The organism is Streptomyces sp. NBC_00690, assembly GCF_036226685.1.
Classification (GTDB): Bacteria; Actinomycetota; Actinomycetes; order Streptomycetales; family Streptomycetaceae; genus Streptomyces.
On the sequence record NZ_CP109009.1, the window covers coordinates 3,699,108 to 3,715,738 of the forward strand.

Annotated in this window: 15 protein-coding genes; 5 read left to right on the forward strand and 10 right to left on the reverse strand. The window is 69.2% G+C overall.

All coding sequences use genetic code 11. The annotated features are described in order from the left end of the window. Positions 1–15: 15 nt before the first annotated feature. Both cbiQ and OID54_RS16195 read right to left on the reverse strand, forming a co-directional pair. Complete coding sequence (gene cbiQ, locus OID54_RS16190; protein ID WP_329020216.1) at positions 16–777, reverse strand: cobalt ECF transporter T component CbiQ; 762 nt, start codon at positions 775–777, stop codon at positions 16–18. A gap of 3 nt (positions 778–780) precedes the next feature. Beyond that, entirely contained in the window at positions 781–1,890 is a 1,110-nt protein-coding gene (locus tag OID54_RS16195; protein ID WP_329020217.1) for an energy-coupling factor ABC transporter permease, read from the reverse strand. A gap of 174 nt (positions 1,891–2,064) precedes the next feature. Here OID54_RS16195 and OID54_RS16200 point away from each other — a divergent pair, with 174 nt between their 5' ends. Further along, complete coding sequence (locus OID54_RS16200; protein ID WP_329020219.1) at positions 2,065–2,415, forward strand: SsgA family sporulation/cell division regulator; 351 nt, start codon at positions 2,065–2,067, stop codon at positions 2,413–2,415. Between the two features lie 138 nt (positions 2,416–2,553). Here OID54_RS16200 and OID54_RS16205 read toward each other — a convergent pair whose 3' ends face one another. Both OID54_RS16205 and OID54_RS16210 read right to left on the reverse strand, forming a co-directional pair. Next, the gene (locus OID54_RS16205) at positions 2,554–4,821 is read right to left on the reverse strand and encodes an MMPL family transporter (RefSeq protein ID WP_329020221.1); all 2,268 of its coding nucleotides are present in this window, start codon (positions 4,819–4,821) and stop codon (positions 2,554–2,556) included. Between the two features lie 494 nt (positions 4,822–5,315). Then, the gene (locus OID54_RS16210; protein WP_329020223.1) at positions 5,316–5,891 is read right to left on the reverse strand and encodes a TetR/AcrR family transcriptional regulator; all 576 of its coding nucleotides are present in this window, start codon (positions 5,889–5,891) and stop codon (positions 5,316–5,318) included. Positions 5,892–6,197: 306 nt separating this feature from the next. Between OID54_RS16210 and OID54_RS16215 the strand changes: the two genes are divergently transcribed. After that, positions 6,198–9,575 (forward strand): S41 family peptidase, encoded by a 3,378-nt coding sequence (locus tag OID54_RS16215; protein ID WP_329020225.1) that lies wholly within the window; start codon positions 6,198–6,200, stop codon positions 9,573–9,575. A 257-nt stretch (positions 9,576–9,832) separates the two neighbouring features. On the opposite strand, the gene OID54_RS16220 is transcribed toward OID54_RS16215, so the two are convergent. From OID54_RS16220 to OID54_RS16230, 3 genes are all read right to left on the reverse strand, one after another. Further along, positions 9,833–10,024 carry a hypothetical protein gene (locus OID54_RS16220; RefSeq protein ID WP_329020226.1) on the reverse strand — a complete coding sequence of 64 codons (192 nt, stop codon included), beginning with the start codon at positions 10,022–10,024 and terminating at the stop codon, positions 9,833–9,835. Positions 10,025–10,133: 109 nt separating this feature from the next. Then, a complete protein-coding gene (locus OID54_RS16225) occupies positions 10,134–11,015 on the reverse strand; it encodes an SDR family oxidoreductase (protein WP_329027548.1) in 882 nt (293 codons plus the stop codon). After that, positions 11,015–12,652 carry a flavin-containing monooxygenase gene (locus tag OID54_RS16230; protein WP_329027550.1) on the reverse strand — a complete coding sequence of 546 codons (1,638 nt, stop codon included), beginning with the start codon at positions 12,650–12,652 and terminating at the stop codon, positions 11,015–11,017. The genes OID54_RS16225 and OID54_RS16230 overlap by 1 nt, the downstream gene beginning before the upstream one ends. A 143-nt stretch (positions 12,653–12,795) precedes the next feature. On the opposite strand from OID54_RS16230, the gene OID54_RS16235 reads away from it, so the two are divergent. Beyond that, positions 12,796–13,500, forward strand: coding sequence for a MerR family transcriptional regulator (locus OID54_RS16235; protein ID WP_329020227.1), 705 nt, complete (start codon positions 12,796–12,798; stop codon positions 13,498–13,500). Here OID54_RS16235 and OID54_RS16240 read toward each other — a convergent pair. Continuing rightward, positions 13,485–14,276, reverse strand: a complete 792-nt coding sequence (locus OID54_RS16240; RefSeq protein ID WP_329027551.1) for an exodeoxyribonuclease III — start codon at positions 14,274–14,276, stop codon at positions 13,485–13,487. The genes OID54_RS16235 and OID54_RS16240 overlap by 16 nt on opposite strands. A 136-nt stretch (positions 14,277–14,412) precedes the next feature. Between OID54_RS16240 and OID54_RS16245 the strand changes: the two genes are divergently transcribed. Next, a complete protein-coding gene (locus OID54_RS16245) occupies positions 14,413–14,907 on the forward strand; it encodes a GNAT family N-acetyltransferase (RefSeq protein ID WP_329020229.1) in 495 nt (164 codons plus the stop codon). A 99-nt stretch (positions 14,908–15,006) separates the two neighbouring features. Here OID54_RS16245 and OID54_RS16250 read toward each other — a convergent pair whose 3' ends face one another. Both OID54_RS16250 and OID54_RS16255 read right to left on the reverse strand, forming a co-directional pair. Continuing rightward, the gene (locus OID54_RS16250) at positions 15,007–15,474 is read right to left on the reverse strand and encodes a hypothetical protein (RefSeq protein ID WP_329020231.1); all 468 of its coding nucleotides are present in this window, start codon (positions 15,472–15,474) and stop codon (positions 15,007–15,009) included. A 161-nt stretch (positions 15,475–15,635) separates the two neighbouring features. Further along, complete coding sequence (locus OID54_RS16255; protein WP_329020233.1) at positions 15,636–16,331, reverse strand: IclR family transcriptional regulator; 696 nt, start codon at positions 16,329–16,331, stop codon at positions 15,636–15,638. Between OID54_RS16255 and OID54_RS16260 the strand changes: the two genes are divergently transcribed. Then, positions 16,332–16,469 carry a hypothetical protein gene (locus OID54_RS16260; RefSeq protein WP_329020235.1) on the forward strand — a complete coding sequence of 46 codons (138 nt, stop codon included), beginning with the start codon at positions 16,332–16,334 and terminating at the stop codon, positions 16,467–16,469. Positions 16,470–16,631 lie beyond the last annotated feature (162 nt).

A 16,631-nucleotide genomic window follows, 5' to 3' on the forward strand; every position in this document is an offset into this window, starting at 1 on the left:
CCCATCCCAGCAGGGTCATAGCGTCCATCCCATCAGGCAGACGGTGAGCGCGGCGAGGGGCAGGGCTGCCGCGTACGCCCATTGGGTCCGGGATGCCCGTACCTCGTCGATCACCGGCATCACCCCTGTGTAGCCGCGGCTGACCATGGCCAGATGGACCCGCTCACCGCGCTCGTAGGAACGGATGAAGAGGGCGCCGGCGGACTTGCCGAGCACACCCCAGTGGCGTACACCCCGGGCCTCGAACCCCCTGGAGCGGCGGGCGATCGACATCCGGCGCATCTCATCGGCGATCACATCGCCGTACCGGATCATGAAGGAGGCGATCTGCACCAGCAGGGGCGGCAGCTTCAACCGCTGGAGCCCCAGCAGCAGGGCCCTGAGTTCGGTGGTGGAGGCCAGGATCACCGAGGTGGCGACGCCCAGGGTCCCCTTGACCAGGATGTTCCAGGCGCCCCACAGTCCGGGCACGCTCAGCGAGAGCCCGAGGACTATCGTGCGTTCGCCGGGCACCACGAACGGCATCAGCAGGGCGAAGGCCGCGAAGGGGATCTCGATCAGCAGTCGGCTGAGCAGGAAGCCGGGTGGGATGCGGGCCACGGCGGCGACCGCGGCCAGTAGGACGGCATAGCCCGCGAAGGCCCACACCGCCTCCCGCGGGGTGCATACCACCACAAGGACGAAGCAGAACGCGGCGACGAGTTTGCAGTGCGGGGGCAGGGCGTGCACCAGGGAGCGCCCCGGTCGGTAGAGCCTGTGGGTGTGTCCGGAGCCCACCGCTCACTCCCGCGCACTGTCCGACGGCCGCTCCGGGGCCGTCACCGCCGCCTGGGTGCCCAGTCGGGTACGGCGACGGCGTGCCGTCACATAGAAGACCCCGCTGCCCACGACGACGGTCGCACCCACCCCGATGACACCGGCCAGCCCGCCGGAGATCCGGGTGTTGGTGATGTCCTCGATGCCGTAGTCGGCGAGGGGCGAGTCGGCGGCTGCGTGCTCCTCGACCTTCTTGTCGATGCCCTTGTCGGCGGCGACCTTCTCCAGCCCGTCGGGGTGCGCGGAGGCGTAGAAGGAGCCGAACCCCGCGAGGACGAGGGCGGCGGCCAGGCCGGCCAGCCACACCTTGCGGGGCGAGCGGGACGGGCCGCGCTGCGCATCGGACCCGGGTGCCTCGATCAACTCGCCCCCGATCCTGAGCTTCAGCGGGCGCCGCAGCCCACGGACGCCGTAGACCAGGTCCGGGCGGACGGCGAGGACCGCCCCCACCGTCAACATGGTGATCAGGGCTTCGCCGATGCCGATGAGCACATGGACGCCGACCATGGCGACCAGGACCTTGCCGATCGGCACCTCGGTGGTGCCACCGATCCAGTAGAGGAGGGTGAAGGCCGCGGCCGACGCCGGTACGGAGACGAGTGCGGCGACGAAGCTGGCCGCGGCGATGGATCGACGACCGCCGGGCAGGACGGCGAGCAGCCCACGGAACAGCGCGTAGGCCAGGGCCGCGGTCACCACGCCCATGATGGTGATGTTGACACCGAGTGCGGTGAGACCGCCGTCGGCGAAGAGGACGCCCTGCATCAGCAGGACCACGGCTATGCAGAGCACCCCGGTGTACGGGCCCACCAGGATCGCGGCGAGCGCTCCGCCGAGGAGATGGCCGCTGGTGCCCGCGGCTACGGGGAAGTTCAGCATCTGTACGGCGAAGACGAAGGCGGCCACCAGACCGGCGAGGGGTGCGGTGCGCTCGGCGCCGACGAGTCCAGCGGCATGCGCGGGGCCCGCCAGTTCTCGACGGGCCCCGCGGAGGCTGAGAGCGACCGCGCCGGCCGCCACCACTCCCGCCGCGACCGACACGGGCGCATTGATGAATCCGTCGGGCACATGCATGGCTGGCTCCGCATCGGACAGACGAGAAGGGCTGCCCGTCGATAGTGGGCCTACTGCACATGGCTTGCAAGAGCGCATGTATGACGAAAAGTGCGTGGGCCCTCCACCAGGTCGAGCATTGGCCCGAAATATGCAACATTGGTTAATAAAGACGATGAATGCGAGGAGCGCCCCATGTCCGCCGCCTCAGTCGAAGATCACGCGTGGGCCCGGATCGTCACCGACGCTCCTCAGTACCGACCCGTGCGCGTCGCCCTGTGCTACGAACCGGCCGACGATCCCGCCGCGGTGCGGTTCTCCTTCGCCAGCGGGCGCGACTGGACCTTCCCCAGGGAAGTGCTGGAGACCGGATTGCGCTCCCCCGTGCGCGAGGGCGATGTGGAGGTCTGGCCGTGCGGCCGGGCCCAGGCGGTGGTGGAGTTCCACACGGCTGACGGCGTGGACGTACTCCAGTTCGACACCAGGGCCCTGAGCCGCTTCCTGACCCACACCTATGCGGCCGTCCCCACCACCACGACCGGCTAGAACCATCACAACCGGCCAAGCCAACACATCGGTTAGAACCAACGCGACCGGCTAAAACGGCCGTGGCCGCACCCCCCGCCGCAAGGCGATGAAGTACGGCCACGACCACCGCGACCCAAAGAGCCGCGGCGCAGGACGTCAGACGCGGGACAGTTCTCGGTCCTCGTCGCCGCCCGAGGAGTTCTGCAACTGCTGCTGGAGCTTCTCGCCCTCGACGTCGACGTTCGGCAGGGCCTTGTCCAGCCAGCCCGGCAGCCACCACGCCTTGTGGCCGAGCAGCGCCAGCACTGCGGGCACGATCGCCATCCGGACGACGAACGCGTCGAAGAACACCGCGATCGCCAGACCGAAGCCGATCATCATGACCATCTGCTCACCGGAGCCGATGAAGCCCGCGAACACCGCGATCATGATCACCGCTGCTGCGGTGACCACCCGGGCGCCGTGCTTGAAGCCGGTCACGATGGCTTCGGCCGGCCGCTCCCCGTGGACGTACGCCTCACGCATGCGTGTGACGAGGAAGACCTCGTAGTCCATCGCCAGGCCGAAGACCACGCCCACCATGAAGATCGGCATCATCGACATGATCGGGCCCGGCTGCTCGACACCGAAGACATCGGCGAGCCAGCCCCACTGGAAGACCGCCACGACTGCGCCGAGCGCGGCGACGACGGAGAGCAGGAACCCGAGCGCTGCCTTGAGCGGCACCAGGATCGACCGGAAGACCACGACCAACAGCAGGAACGCGAGCCCCACGACCAGCGCGAGGTAGGGCATCAGGGCGTCGTTCATCCGCTGCGAGAAGTCGATGTTCATCGCGGTCGCACCCGTGACGAGCACCTCCGCACCCGTGTCGGACTTCAGTGCGGTACGCAAGTCACGGATGTCGTGGACCAGGTCCTCGGTCTGCACCGAACTGGGCCGGTCGTCGGGGACGACGGTGATGATCGCCGTGTCGCCCGTCTTGTTCAGCGGCCCGGGCAGCACGGCGGTGACGCCGTCGAGCTTCTCCACCGTGTCGCCGACCTTGTCGACCGCACCCTGCGGGTTCTCGCTGCCCTTGGCGTTCACGACCAGCATCAACGGGCCGTTGAAACCGGGGCCGAAGCCCTCGGAGAGCATGTCGTAGGCCCGGCGCGGGCTCGACTCGGTCGACTGGGAGCCCTCGTCGGGCAGACCGACCTTCAGCGAGCCCACCGGGATCGCGATGACACCGAGGCCCACCACACCGGCGAGCAGCACGGCGACCGGACGGCGCAGGACGAAGCGCGCCCAGCGGACGCCACCGTTCTGCTTCTCGACGGCCCCGCCCTCGGTCTCGGCCGCATTGCCGGCCGCCTTGGCTGCCTTGGCCGTCTTGGCTGCCTTGGCCGTCTTGGCGTTCTTGCGGGCCTTGCGTCCCATCACCTTGCCGCCCGCGAAGCCCAGCAGAGCCGGGATCAGGGTGATCGCGATGATGACGGCGATGACGACGGTACCGGCGGCGGCGAAGCCCATCTTGCTGAGCATCGGGATGTTGACGACCGCCAGGCCGACCAGGGCGATCACCACGGTCAGACCGGCGAAGACGACCGCGGAGCCCGCGGTACCCACCGCACGGCCGGCGGCTTCCTCACGCTCGCGCCCCTCGGCCAGTTCGGCACGGTAGCGGGAGACGATGAACAGGGCGTAGTCGATGCCGACCGCAAGGCCGATCATCATCGCCAGGGTGGAGGTGGTGGAACCGAGATCGAGCGTCTTGGCGAGTGCGGTGATCGACGAGATACCGATGCCGACGCCGATGAGCGCGGTGATCAGCGGCAGACCGGCCGCGATCAGAGAGCCGAAGGTGATGACCAGGACCACCGCGGCAACCGCGATGCCGATCATCTCGGCGGAGCCGGTCTCCGGCTCAGCCATGGAGGCGTCACCACCGATCTCGACCGTGAGCCCGGCGTCGCTGGCCGCTTCACCGGTCTTCTCCAGCGCATCGCGGGTCTTGTCGGTCAGCTCCATCGAGTTGACCTTGTAGCTCACCGAGATATACGCGATCGAGCCGTCCTCGGAGACCGCGTCCGCGGTGTACGGGTCGGTGACCGAGGAGACCTGCGACGATCCGGCCTTCAGATCGGCGACCGCCTCATTGACCTCGGTCTTGTGCTCGGCGTCCGTCATCTTCTGACCGGCCGGAGCCTTGAAGACCACGCGGGCCGTCGCACCATCGGCGCTCCCACCGGGGAAGCGCTCTTCCAGGAGGTCGAACGCCTTCTGCGCCTCGGTGCCGGGCATCGAGAAGGAGGCTTCGGTCGGCTTGGCTGCGGCGGACGCGCCGACTCCGGCAAGTACCAGGAGCGCGACCCACAGCAGGGCGACTATGCGGCGGCGCCTGAAGGCGAGCCGTCCAAGTTTGTAGAGGAACGTGGCCACGAGGGCTTACTCCCATTGGGTTGAGAGGACAAAGGGCATGGGGAGCCGGCCCGACGACGAGAGCGGCGCACGTCAGGTGCTGCGGTGGTACCGAGCGGAGGGTGGGGATCCCGGGGAGGAGTGGGGGGCGGGTCGATGTCCTGGGGAGGGACACCGGACGCGTTCAGGAACGATTCATGAACGACGTCCGGGGGGTCGGGTGCACGGTGAAGGCCAACAGGACTCACCGAAGCGGCAGCGCTGACACCGTTGGCAGAGCAGCCGGGGAACCAAGAACACCGAAAACGGGGAAAAGAACGCGAACCCTGTGGGGCAGGGTCCATCGCGCTCCGGTCGGACGGTCTGCGATGGCGAAGGGCAACGCCCTGCCACCGCGGACCGGGAGGTACCGGGACCGCACGACGGACGACGAACGTCCGACGGGGCCGTACGCCTGCTCGACAGGGTGCACCGAGAGGCGGGACGGGAGTGTGAACGGAACCAGGCCGACGCCATCAGACCCCCAGCGCCGGAAGGACGACGGCATCGATGTACCGCATGATGTACGCCTTGTCAGGGTGCTGGTCGTCGATGATGAGCCGGGCGAAGAACGCCCCCACCAACATATGGGCGACGAACTCCACCGCGGGATTGGCGGCACTGATCTCACCGCGCCCCACGGCCCTGCGCACCACGGCGTCGAGCTCGCGCTTCTCCGGCTCGACGAGCTGCTCGCGCAGTGCCTCGTGCAGATCCGGGTTGTGGTGAACGGCCTGGACCAGCCCCCGCAACAGCGCCGAGTCCCGCTCCAGTTTGGAATCGTCCGTACGCGCGAGGATCTCGTAGAAGTCACCGCGCAGGGAACCGGTGTCGATCTCGTCGAGCCCCGGCGGCTTGGTCTCCTGGAGGGCCTTGGCCACCAGTTCCGGCTTGCTGCGCCACTGACGGTAGAGGGTGGCCTTGCTGGATCTGGTCCGGGCGGCGATGGCGTCCATGGTCAGTGCGTCGTAGCCCACCTCGGCAAGCAGATCGAGTACGGCTTCGTACAGCTCTGCCTCGCGCTCGGGGGTCAACCGGGTGCGCGTCGCCATGATGGACCTCCCCCCACTGCTGCCACTGCCGAACGAAACGGTTTCGTACACCTCCAAGTTAACCCAGCCCACTTCACGAAACGAAATCGTTTCGCTTGTGTTCTGGGTCACGGACGGTTCCAGGCCGAACCAACGAACCCATCCGGCCAACGCCACCCACCGTCCGAACAACCGAACTAGCAAACCGTGACATCACGACGTCACGGCCTCACGGCGTGGCGACGCACCCAGGTGTCGGGCCGCCGCGCAGGTGTTCCCCCGCGCCACGAGTTGCCGCATCCACGGGCCCCGGAAAGGATAGGGGAAGTGAGCGACGACGTGGCATACCTCCGCTTCCCGCACCTCCATGACGACCTGCTGTGCTTCGCATCCGAAGACGATCTGTGGGTCGCACCCCTCGTGCCGGCGGGCCAGCGGCCCGGGCGAGCCTGGCGGATCACCGTGGACCGGACCCGGATCGGGCACCCCCGCTTCTCCCCCGACGGCCGTCACATCGCCTACACCAGCTGGCGCAGCCTCGACCCGGAGATCCACCTCGCCCCGGTCAGCGGCGGCCCCGCACGCCGGCTGAGCCACTGGGGCAGCGCCGACACCCGGGTCTGCGGCTGGGCGCCACCGGATCCGGAGGGCCACAGCCAGATCCTCGCCGTCTCCTCGCACGGGCAGCCGTTCTCGTACTTCTCCTGGGCCTACTGCGTCCCGACCGACGGGGCCCCGGGGGCGAAACTGCCATGGGGGCCCGTGTCGGACATCGCCGTGACCGGCACCAACGGCGACCGGCGCACCCTGCTGCTGACGGGCAAGCCACCCCACGAGCCCGCCTCCTGGAAGCGCTACCGCGGTGGCGCAACGGGCCGGCTGTGGCTGCACGGCGAGCGACTGCTGCCCGAACTCGAAGGCCATCTGGACTGCCCGATGTTCGTCTCGGGTCGGATCGCCTTCCTCTCCGATCACGAGGGGATCGGCAATCTGTACTCCTGTCTGCCCGACGGCAGCGATCTGCGACGACACACCGACCACGACACCTTCTACGCCCGCCATGCGTCCAGCGACGGCCACCGTGTGGTCTACCAGTGCGCGGGCGAGTTGTGGATCGCCGACGACCTGCTGTCGCCGGACGCCGTACCGCGCCGGCTGGCGGTCGAGCTGGGCGGTACCCGCGCCGGTAGACGCCCGTACCAGGTGCCGGCCGCGAACCATGTGGACGCAGTATCGGTGGACACCACGGGGCGGGCCAGCGCCCTTTCCGTGCGCGGCAGCCTGTACTGGCTGACCCATCGCGACGGCCCGGCCCGCACGATCGCCGACACCCCGGGCGTACGGGTGCGGTTGCCGGTGATGCTCGGGACCGGCGGACAGGTCGCGTACGTCACCGATGCCGCGGGCGAGGACGCGATCGAGGTCGCCTATCTGCCGCGGGCCAGTGGGGACCGGCCACCGCGGCGGCTGGCACCCGGGGTGCTCGGGCGGGTGTTGGAGTTGGTCTCGGACCCGGAGGGGGAGCGGCTGGCGATCGCCTCGCACGACGGCCGACTGCTGCTCATCGACGCCGCCGAATCCACCGACTCCACCAATGTCACCAACTCCACCAACTCCACTGGCTCAACGGGCACAACGGGTACAGCTGACGCCGCGCTCTCCCAGGAGACGGTGGGCTCGGTCATCGAGTTGATCCGATCCGTCAACGGCCCCGTGCGCGATCTTGCGTTCTCCCCCGACGGTTCCTGGCTCACCTGGGCCCAACCCGGCATCGGCCGCTCCCTGCGACAGATCAAACTGGCCCGGATCAAGGACCGTACGATCGTCGACGTCACCAACGGCCGCTTCGAGGACGAGAATCCCGTCTTCACCAGCGACGGCCGCTATCTGGCCTTCCTCTCCTGGCGCGGCTTCGATCCGGTGTACGACGTCCACACCGGGGACCTCTCCTTTCCACTCGGCTGCCGCCCCTACCTCGTACCGCTGTCGTCGGCGACGCCTTCGCCCTTCGCCCTGTCCCCGGACGGACGGCCCGCCGCCGGGGGGCTCGACCCGCTGGACGACATCGTCTCCGCATCAGACGAGCCGGCAGGTGCGGTGACCGTGGAGATCGAGGGGTTGGAGAGCCGGGTGACCCCATTCCCCGTGTCGGCGTCCAAGTACTCGGAGCTCCACCCCGTCAGCGGCGGGGGTCTCGTCTGGCTGCGCTGGCCCATCTCGGGCGCCCTCGGGGAGACGTTCGCCAATCCCGCGGACACCTCGGGCCGGCCGACGCTGGAACACTTCGACATCTCCAAGGCGCGTCGGATCGAACTGGTCGACCATCTGGATTGGTTCGCCGTGAGCGGGGACGGCAGTCGGCTGGTCGTCGTGGACGAGGACGAACTGCGTGCGGTCCCCGCCACCGAGCCCGGCGACGGCGATTCGACCGTCTATCTGGACCTTCGCCGCATCCTGCACCATGTGGACCCGGCCTCGGAGTGGCGGCAGGCGTACGAAGAGGCGGGAAGGCTGATCCGGGCCTACTTCTGGGAGCCCGGCATGGGCGGCGTCGACTGGGACGCGGTCCTCGCGCAGTACCGGCCGCTGGTGGAGCGGGTCGCCTCACCGGACGAGTTCGCGGATCTGCTGCGGGAGGTCCTCGGCGAACTGGGCACGTCCCACGCCTATGTGGCTCCCGCCCGCCGCAACGAAGGACCTCCCCACTACCAGCGGCCGATGGGTCTCCTGGGTGCGAATCTGGTCTGTCGGGACGGCCAATGGGTGGTGCAGCGCATCCTGCCGGGTGAATCGTCCGACTCCAAGGCCCGCTCACCGCTGGCGGGCACCGGCATCCGCGAGGGAGCGGTCATCACCCAGGTGGACGGACGCCCGGTGGACCCGCTCACCGGCCCCTTCCCCATGCTCGCCGCCGCGGGGGGAACGACGGTCGAGCTGACGTTCCGACTCGCGGAAGGCGGCTCCCGGCGGGTGGCCGTGGTGCCGCTCGTCGATGAACGGCCGCTGCGCTACCAGGACTGGGTGGCGAAGCGGCGGGAGGTGGTGCGGGAGCTGAGCGGTGGCAAGTGCGGCTATCTCCACATCCCCGACATGGGCGGCTCGGGTTGGGCCCAGTTCAACCGGGACCTGCGATTGGAAGTGGCCCGCCCCGCACTGATCGTCGACGTACGGGGGAACGCGGGCGGCCACATCAGTGAGCTGGTGGTGGAGAAGCTGACGCGCAAGATCCTCGGTTGGGACCTCACCCGGGACGCACAGCCGGTCTCGTACGCCTCCCATGCGCCGCGCGGTCCGGTGGTGGCGCTGGCGGACGAAGCGACCTCATCGGACGGTGACATGATCACCGCGGCCTTCAAGCTGCTGGGGTTGGGGCCTGTGGTGGGGTGTCGGACCTGGGGCGGCGTGGTGGGGATCACGGGACGCCACCAGTTGGGCGATGGCTCGGTGATCACGGTTCCGATGAACGCGGCCTGGTTCCAGCAGTACGGCTGGGGAATCGAGAACCACGGTGTGGCACCGGACCTGGAGGCGTTGCGCACCCCCCTGGACTGGGCCGAGGGGCGGCATGCGGGACTCGACGACGCGGTGCGGCTGGCCCTGGAACTGTTGGCGGACCGGCCCGCGGCCATCCCCCCGGGATATGACCACGTACCGGACCGGAGCCGCCCGAAGCTCCCGCCGAGATCGGCCCGTTCGGGCGATTGAGAAGGGCCGTACGGCTGCTGCTCCGCCCGCGCGAGAAGTCCGTGCGCAGTCCCTCGCGAGCCCCGCGAGAGCCCCGCGAGAGCCCCGTGAGAGCCCCGTGCGAAGTCATCGGCCAACCACCCGACCCGGCCGCAGGCGCCCTGCCGTCGTGACACCACCGCATCCTCGGCAAGCTCCCCCGACGACCCGGGCTGGCCACGGCATCGCGAAGGCGCACCCGCCCGTGTGGGGGCGGGTGCGCCTCAAAGCGCTAGCGGTCAGGCAGCCGGGTTGGGACGCCGGTTGGGCGGCTCCTGCCGGGCCGGGTTCTGCCGGGCCGGGTCCTGGTCGCGGCGCTCGCGGCCGTCACGGCCGCGCTCCGGAGACTCGTCCCTCGCCTTGCCCGCAGCCTGCTTCGCCTGCTGCGCGAGCTCCTGCGCCTTGTCCTGGAACTGGTCCTTGATGCCCATGTGAGTCACTCCTGAGAGGGGTGCGGAAAGAGTGGGACATTGATGTCCCCGGGGCCGGGAGTGGCCCCGGCTCAGACTCTTCCACGACCGGACATAGCTCGCATTTCGATCAACTACGCTCCGTGCGCGCCGCCTCGTCGGCGGCCCCGCCCGCACCCACGAGCCCCTTGCCCACACCGGCCAACCGCGGCTCGAACCGTCGGACCTCCCGTTGCCCCACCAGCCCGATCAGCGACGGCAGACCGCCGCGCACCGACTGCATTCCGCGCAGCCACCACTGCCCGTACACATGCGCGGAACGCCGCTCGATCCCGGCCACGATCCGGTCCACGGCCGGGCCCGGCGGATAGGTGCGGTTGGCGGGCCAGGGCAGCCGTCCGCGCAGTTCCCGCATCACCTCGTCCTGGTCGGCGCCGCGAACCATGTCGGTGTCGGTCCAGGACAGATAGGCGACCCCCACCCGCACGCCGCGGTGGGCGACTTCGGAGCGCAGGCTGTGCGCGAACGCCTCGACGCCGGACTTCGATGCGCAGTAGGCCGTCATCAGCGGTGCCGGGGTGATGGCGGCGAGGGACGCGATCTGGAGGAAGCAGCCGCGGCTGGCCGTCAAGGCGGGCAGGAACGCCCGCCCGGTCACGGCGCTGCCGATGAGATTGACCTCGATCACCCGCCGCCAGGCGTTCGGGTCGCTATCCGCGAACGGCCCGCCCGCGGCCACCCCCGCATTGGCCACGACGACATCGACCTTGCCGAACCGCTGCTTGACCTCGCCGGCGATCCGATCCATCTCCTGATGGTCCGTCACATCGACTTCCCACCAGTCGCTTTCACCGTGGAGCCGGCCCGAGACCTCCTTCAAACCCTCCGGTTCCAGGCCCAGGAGCGCCACCTTCGCCCCGCGCGCCGACAGTTTGCGGGCGAGGAGTTCCCCCACCCCGCGGGCGGCACCGGTGACGACGGCGACCTGCCCCTCAAGATCCATTCGGCGGATCATGCGTTCTCCTCCCGCACCGAAGCGGACTTCACGGGCTCGGGCTGCACCGACTCCGGTTTCACGGGCGCGGGCTGCACCGACTCGGGGTCCGCCGACACGAGGTCCGCAGGCGCAGCGTCCGCCGCAACGGCGGTCGTCGGTGCGACGACCCGCTTGCGGACGACCTCGTACTCCCCCAGATCCACTTCGCGGGTCTCCCGGCGGAACTCCCCGGTCGTCCCCGGCCACAGGGTGGTGTTGCGACCACTGGGGTCGAGGTACCAACTGTCACAGCCGCCCGTGCTCCAGACGGTTCGCTTCATCCGCTCCTGGACCCGTCCGTTCCATGCGCAGACCGCGGCGGGCTTGGGAGACAGCGCGGTCCGTCCGCCGAGAACGGTGAGCTGCCGCAGGTAGTCCGCCAGATAGTTCAACTGGGACTCGATCATGAGGATCATCGAGGAGTTGCCGAGACCGGTGTTGGGGCCGATGAGCGTCATCCAGTTGGGGAACCCGGCTGCGGTCGCCCCCCGCAGGGACTGCATCCCCGTCTTCCAGGACTCGGCGAGGGTGATCCCGTCAGCGCCGACCACGCGATCGGCGATCGGCATGTCGGTGACCCGAAAGCCGGTGCCGAAGACGATCACATCGGCCTCGGTCTCGCTGCCGTCGGCGGCGATCAGCGTCGAACCGCGCACCTCGACCAGCCCGGACGCCACCACGTGCGCATTCGCTTGGGCGAGCGCCGGGTAGTACTCGCTCGACAGCACCACCCGCTTGCAGCCGATGCGGTAGGAGGGGGTGAGCTTCGCCCGTAGCACCGGGTCCTTCACCGCCCGGGCGAGGTGCTTCCTGGCCACGGATTCGACCAGTGCCAACTGCTGGGTGCGCTTGGTGAAGGCGGAGACCTGCAACTCCCGCACGCCCCAGAGCAGCCCCCGGCGCACGGTGGCGGTCAGCGGGACCTGGCGGTGCAACCAGCGCTCCAGCGAGCTGATGTCCCGGTCGACTTTCGGCAGGACCCAGGGCGGGGTGCGCTGGAAGAGGGTGAGCGACGTGACCTGCGGCTGAATCGCGGGCACGATCTGCGCGGCGGAGGCGCCTGTTCCCACCATCGCCACCCGCTTGCCCCGCAGATCGACGTCATGGTCCCAGCGGGCGGAGTGGAAGGCGGCGCCGGGAAAGTCGGCGAGCCCCGGGATGTCGGGCATCTTCGGGTCGGAGAGCGGCCCGGTCGCGGAGACAACGACATCGGCGGCGTACTCGCCCTGGTCGGTGTCGATGAGCCAGCGGAGTTCGTCGCGGTCCCACACCATCGTGCGCACCTCATGGCCCAGGCGCAGATGGGGTCGGAGTCCGAAGGTGTCGGTCACCCGCTCCAGATAGGCGCGGATGTGCCGCTGACCGGAGAAAGTGCGGGGCCAGTCCGGGTTGGGGGCGAAGGAGAACGAGTAGAGGTGCGAGGGCACATCGCAGCAGCACCCCGGATAGTCGTTGTCGCGCCAGGTGCCGCCGACCGAGTCGGCGCGCTCCAGCACGACGAAGTCGGTGATCCCTTCACGACGCAGCCGGACGGCGGCACCGAGACCGGCGAAGCCGGATCCGATGATCGCGACCCTCACGTGCTGTTGCTGCTCCTGCTTCCGTCGGCCCATGCCGCCTCCCACTGAACGCCACAACTGGACACCGCTGACTCTGCCAGTAATCACTGGCACGATTGGAGCGTAGGGCAGCCTGCCTACCGAGCGGTAGGGGTAGGGCAGGAGGAGTTGCCAGCCGCACAGCCTAGGCTTCCCCCGTGGCAGAAGGACGCGAGTACCGCATGGAAGAACTGGCCGAAAGGGCCGGCATCACGGTGCGCACCCTGCGCTTCTACCGAGAGCGCGGACTGCTGCCACCGCCCCGCCGTGCAGGACGAATCGCCTGGTACGGGGAGCAGCACCTGGCCCGACTGCGCACCATCACCGCACTTCTGGAGCGCGGACACACCCTGAACGGGATCGCCGATCTGGCCAAGGCGTTCGAAAGCGGCCGGGACGTCGGGGCGGCGCTGGGCCTGACCGAACCGACGGAGGAAACACCCGTCCGGCTCACACCGGAAGAACTGGCCGACCACTTCGAGGGCGAAGTCACCCCGGAGAACCTGGCGAGCGCGCTGGCCCTGGGCTACCTCACCGTGGACGGTGGCGAACTCGTCCACATCAGCCGCCGACTCCTGGACGTCTCAGCCGCCCTGGTGCGTCAGGGCGTACCGCTGGCAGCCGTCCTGGACGCCGGACAACGCGTACGGGCCCACGCCGACGCCCTCGCGGACCTCTTCCTGGAAGTGGTGCGGGAGCATCCGCTGGCGGGCGGCGCGCAGGCCCTGCGTCCGCTGGCGAAGAGCGTGGTGGACGCCGAACTGTCGATGGCGCTGGACCGCAGGCTACGACCGGACGGCGAGGCGCCCGAGGGCCACCCCGCCACGGAGGGCCCATCCGCGAGCGATCACAGCAGGTCGTAGACGACGGTCACCGGAGCATGGTCCGACCAGCGCTCCTCATGGGTCTCCGCCCGCTCCACGAACGCCTTCACCGCCAGCGCGGCCAACCGCTCGGTGGCCACCTGAAGGTCGATGCGCCAGCCGGAGTCGTTGTCGAAGGCGCGCCCCCGGTAGGACCACCAGGTGTAGGGGCCTTCCTGATCCGGGTGGAGGGCTCGGAAGACATCCACGTACGCGCCCTCCGCATAGACCTCGGAGAGCCACTGGCGCTCCTCGGGGAGGAAGCCGGAGTTCTTTCTGTTTCCGCGCCAGTTCTTGAGGTCGGTCTCACGGTGGGCGATGTTCCAGTCACCACAGACGACGACCTCGCGCCCGTCGTGCGCGGCCCGGGCCTTGAGCTCATGGAGATACGGCAGGAACTCGCCCAGGAACCGCATCTTCTCGTCCTGCCGCTCCGTGCCCACCTCGCCGGAGGGCAGATAGAGGCTGGCGACGGTCACGCCCGGCAGGTCCGCCTCGATGTAGCGCCCGCTGCCGTCGAACTCCTGCGACCCGAATCCGATGCGCACCTCGTCCGGCTCGCGCCGGGTGTACAGCGAGACGCCCGCACGCCCCTTGGCACCGGCCGGCGCATGGGTCGTGTGCCAGCCGTCCGGTTGCCTTACGCCCTGCGGAAGCTGCTCGGGCTCGGCCCGTACCTCCTGGAGGCAGATCACATCGGCCTCGGTCGCCGCCAGCCAGGGCACGAAGCCCTTCTTCGCGGCGGCCCGGAGGCCATTCACGTTCACGGACGTCACGGTGAGCACACCGGGCTCCTCGGGTTCACGGGCGGCGGGGGCTGCTACCGCGCTGCGGAACGCCCACGGTGCACCCCGGCACCCTACCCATCCACGCCACTCCGCCCGTACTCCCCCAAGACGTACGATCACCTGCATGGATGTACGTTCGGTCCGGTATGACCACCCCGATGCCGTCAAGCTCAACGACCAGGTCCAGCTGGAATACATCCAGCGATACGGCGACGGCGACGGCGACGAGACCCCGCTCGACGCCTCGATGTTCCAGCCGCCATGTGGCCTGTATCTCATCGCGTACGACGACGAGGGTCACCCGGTGGCGACCGGCGGCTGGCGCGCCCGAAGCCAGGGCGCCGGAGAAGACGAGGGGTACGAGGACGGCGACGCCGAACTCAAGCGGATGTACGTCGTGGCGGAGGCACGCGGCCGGGGACTCGCCCGGATCATGCTCGCCGCACTGGAGGCTGACGCCCGGGCGGCAGGCCGCACCCGCATGGTGCTGGAGACCGGTGACAAGCAGCCGGAGGCGATAGCCCTCTACACCTCCAGCGGGTACGACGCTTCGGAGCAGAAGTTCGGCCACTACCGCGAGTACGAGGGCAGTCACTGCTTCGTCAAGCAGCTCACCTAGCCCGGTTCGCCATCAGGCCGCCTGTCACGGCGGCCGGTGAGGGCACCCGCCGGACTGCGCCTGCCGGCGCGGCGCAGTCCGGGCGGTCGGGAAGATCGATCAGATGTCGATCACCCGGTAGGCGATGGTGTACACACCGCCGGAGCCCTCCAGCGAGCGGTACTGGATCTCGTTGTTGAACTCGTTGCCGCGCACCAGGGTGGAGCCGAGCTTGTCGTTGCCGCTGGTCGAGTCGTAGTCCCAGAGGGTCAGCGTGCGGGACTCGTTCTTGCCGAAGACCAGTGCGGTGTTGTTGTTGCCGTCCGTGAGGGAACGCCAGTAGTTCTTGCCCATGGTCTGGTAGCTGACGCCACCGGGCCACACCTTCACATGGTTGCTGTTGCTGTCGGTGATGTTGAGGTACGCCTCGTCGTGGCTGCCCTCGCTGTTGGTGTGACAGGTCAGACCGACCAGCTCGATCCGCACCTGGTCGATGGGGTTGGCCTGGGCCGTACCGGCCATGCTGCCGAACGTGCCGAGGGCCAGCAGAGCGGCGGCGGTCATCCGGGCGGTCCTGGTCATACGCATGGGTGGTTCCCCCTTGGTGGTGTCACATCACTGATGTGCGCTGACGGTGTGTCAGCCCTGCCGCAACCGGCCGGGCCGAGTGCCGTTCCCCCGGCACGACCCCAACTCTGCCGGGGCCACACGACCGCGTTCTACGCGCGTTCCACTCAATGGGACGGTGCTCAATGCAGCAGTACGGGAGGCAGTTCGACCGACGCCCCCACTCCCAGGGCCAGACCACGGGTGATCGCCGCACCGGCCTCGGCAACCGCCTGGGTCACCGCCTCAAGCCGCCGTCCCACCGGCACCATCGCGGCCAGCGCCGCCACCGTGCGACCCTCGGGCGAACGCACCGGCAACGCCGCACAACACACCCCGGGCACCACGTCCTCCCGATCCAGCGCCGCCTGGGCCCGTACGGGACCGCGCAGCGCCCGACCGGCCGCGGTGTCCAAGGGAAAGCTCATCCCGTCCCGCACCGGCACCAGCGGCTCCACCTCGCCTGGTACGGAACTGACCGTCAGCGCAAGGTCGTCGCGCAGGACGGTCAACACGGCACTCGCCCCGGTCGTCGCCCGCAACCGGTGCAACGGCAGCCGGGCGGCCAACCGGAGTCCGGGGTGTGGCTGCCAGGCATGGCCGATGCGATAGAGCTGACTGCCCACGCGATAGCGGTCCCCGTGCCGTTCGACCGCTCCCACGGCGACCAGTTGGTCCAGCAGCCGGTGCGCGGTGCTCTTGGGGACCTGACACTCCAACGCGAGTTCGGTGACCCCTGCACCGAGGGCGTGCCGACGCAACGCCTCCAACAGTGCGAACGCCCCTTCGACCACTCCTCGCCCGCGCGTGGGGCGTAACGCATCATCTACGGACGCCACTTGGGACGCACCCTGCCGATCGCCCGACCGATCCTCGCGCTGATCATCTGGCCGATCGCCCGTTCCCGGTTCGTACGACGCATCGGCAGCCGTCCCCTGCGCTGCACGATCGCTCGAATCGGGTCTCTCAAGATGTGAGTGCGGACGCTTGGGTGTGTGCATCGGTCCCCCCGGACTGCTCACTCCCGGCCGTTACCCCCCATGGCACGGCTTCGGGCACAAGGAGGAACGATGCCGTACGGACACACGTACGGCGAAGCCTTTATGGTCCCGCGGCGTGCCGCACGGTCGACCCTTGAT

Excerpts from the sequence above, each read along its gene's own strand:
- OID54_RS16195 (WP_329020217.1), bottom strand. The coding sequence starts at position 1,890 with ATGCATGTGCCCGACGGATTCATCAATGCGCCCGTGTCGGTCGCGGCG.
- OID54_RS16200 (WP_329020219.1), top strand. The coding sequence starts at position 2,065 with ATGTCCGCCGCCTCAGTCGAAGATCACGCGTGGGCCCGGATCGTCACC.
- OID54_RS16210 (WP_329020223.1), bottom strand. The coding sequence starts at position 5,891 with ATGGCGACGCGCACCCGGTTGACCCCCGAGCGCGAGGCAGAGCTGTAC.
- OID54_RS16220 (WP_329020226.1), bottom strand. The coding sequence starts at position 10,024 with ATGGGCATCAAGGACCAGTTCCAGGACAAGGCGCAGGAGCTCGCGCAG.
- OID54_RS16230 (WP_329027550.1), bottom strand. The coding sequence starts at position 12,652 with ATGGGCCGACGGAAGCAGGAGCAGCAACAGCACGTGAGGGTCGCGATC.
- OID54_RS16245 (WP_329020229.1), top strand. The coding sequence starts at position 14,413 with ATGGATGTACGTTCGGTCCGGTATGACCACCCCGATGCCGTCAAGCTC.
- OID54_RS16250 (WP_329020231.1), bottom strand. The coding sequence starts at position 15,474 with ATGCGTATGACCAGGACCGCCCGGATGACCGCCGCCGCTCTGCTGGCC.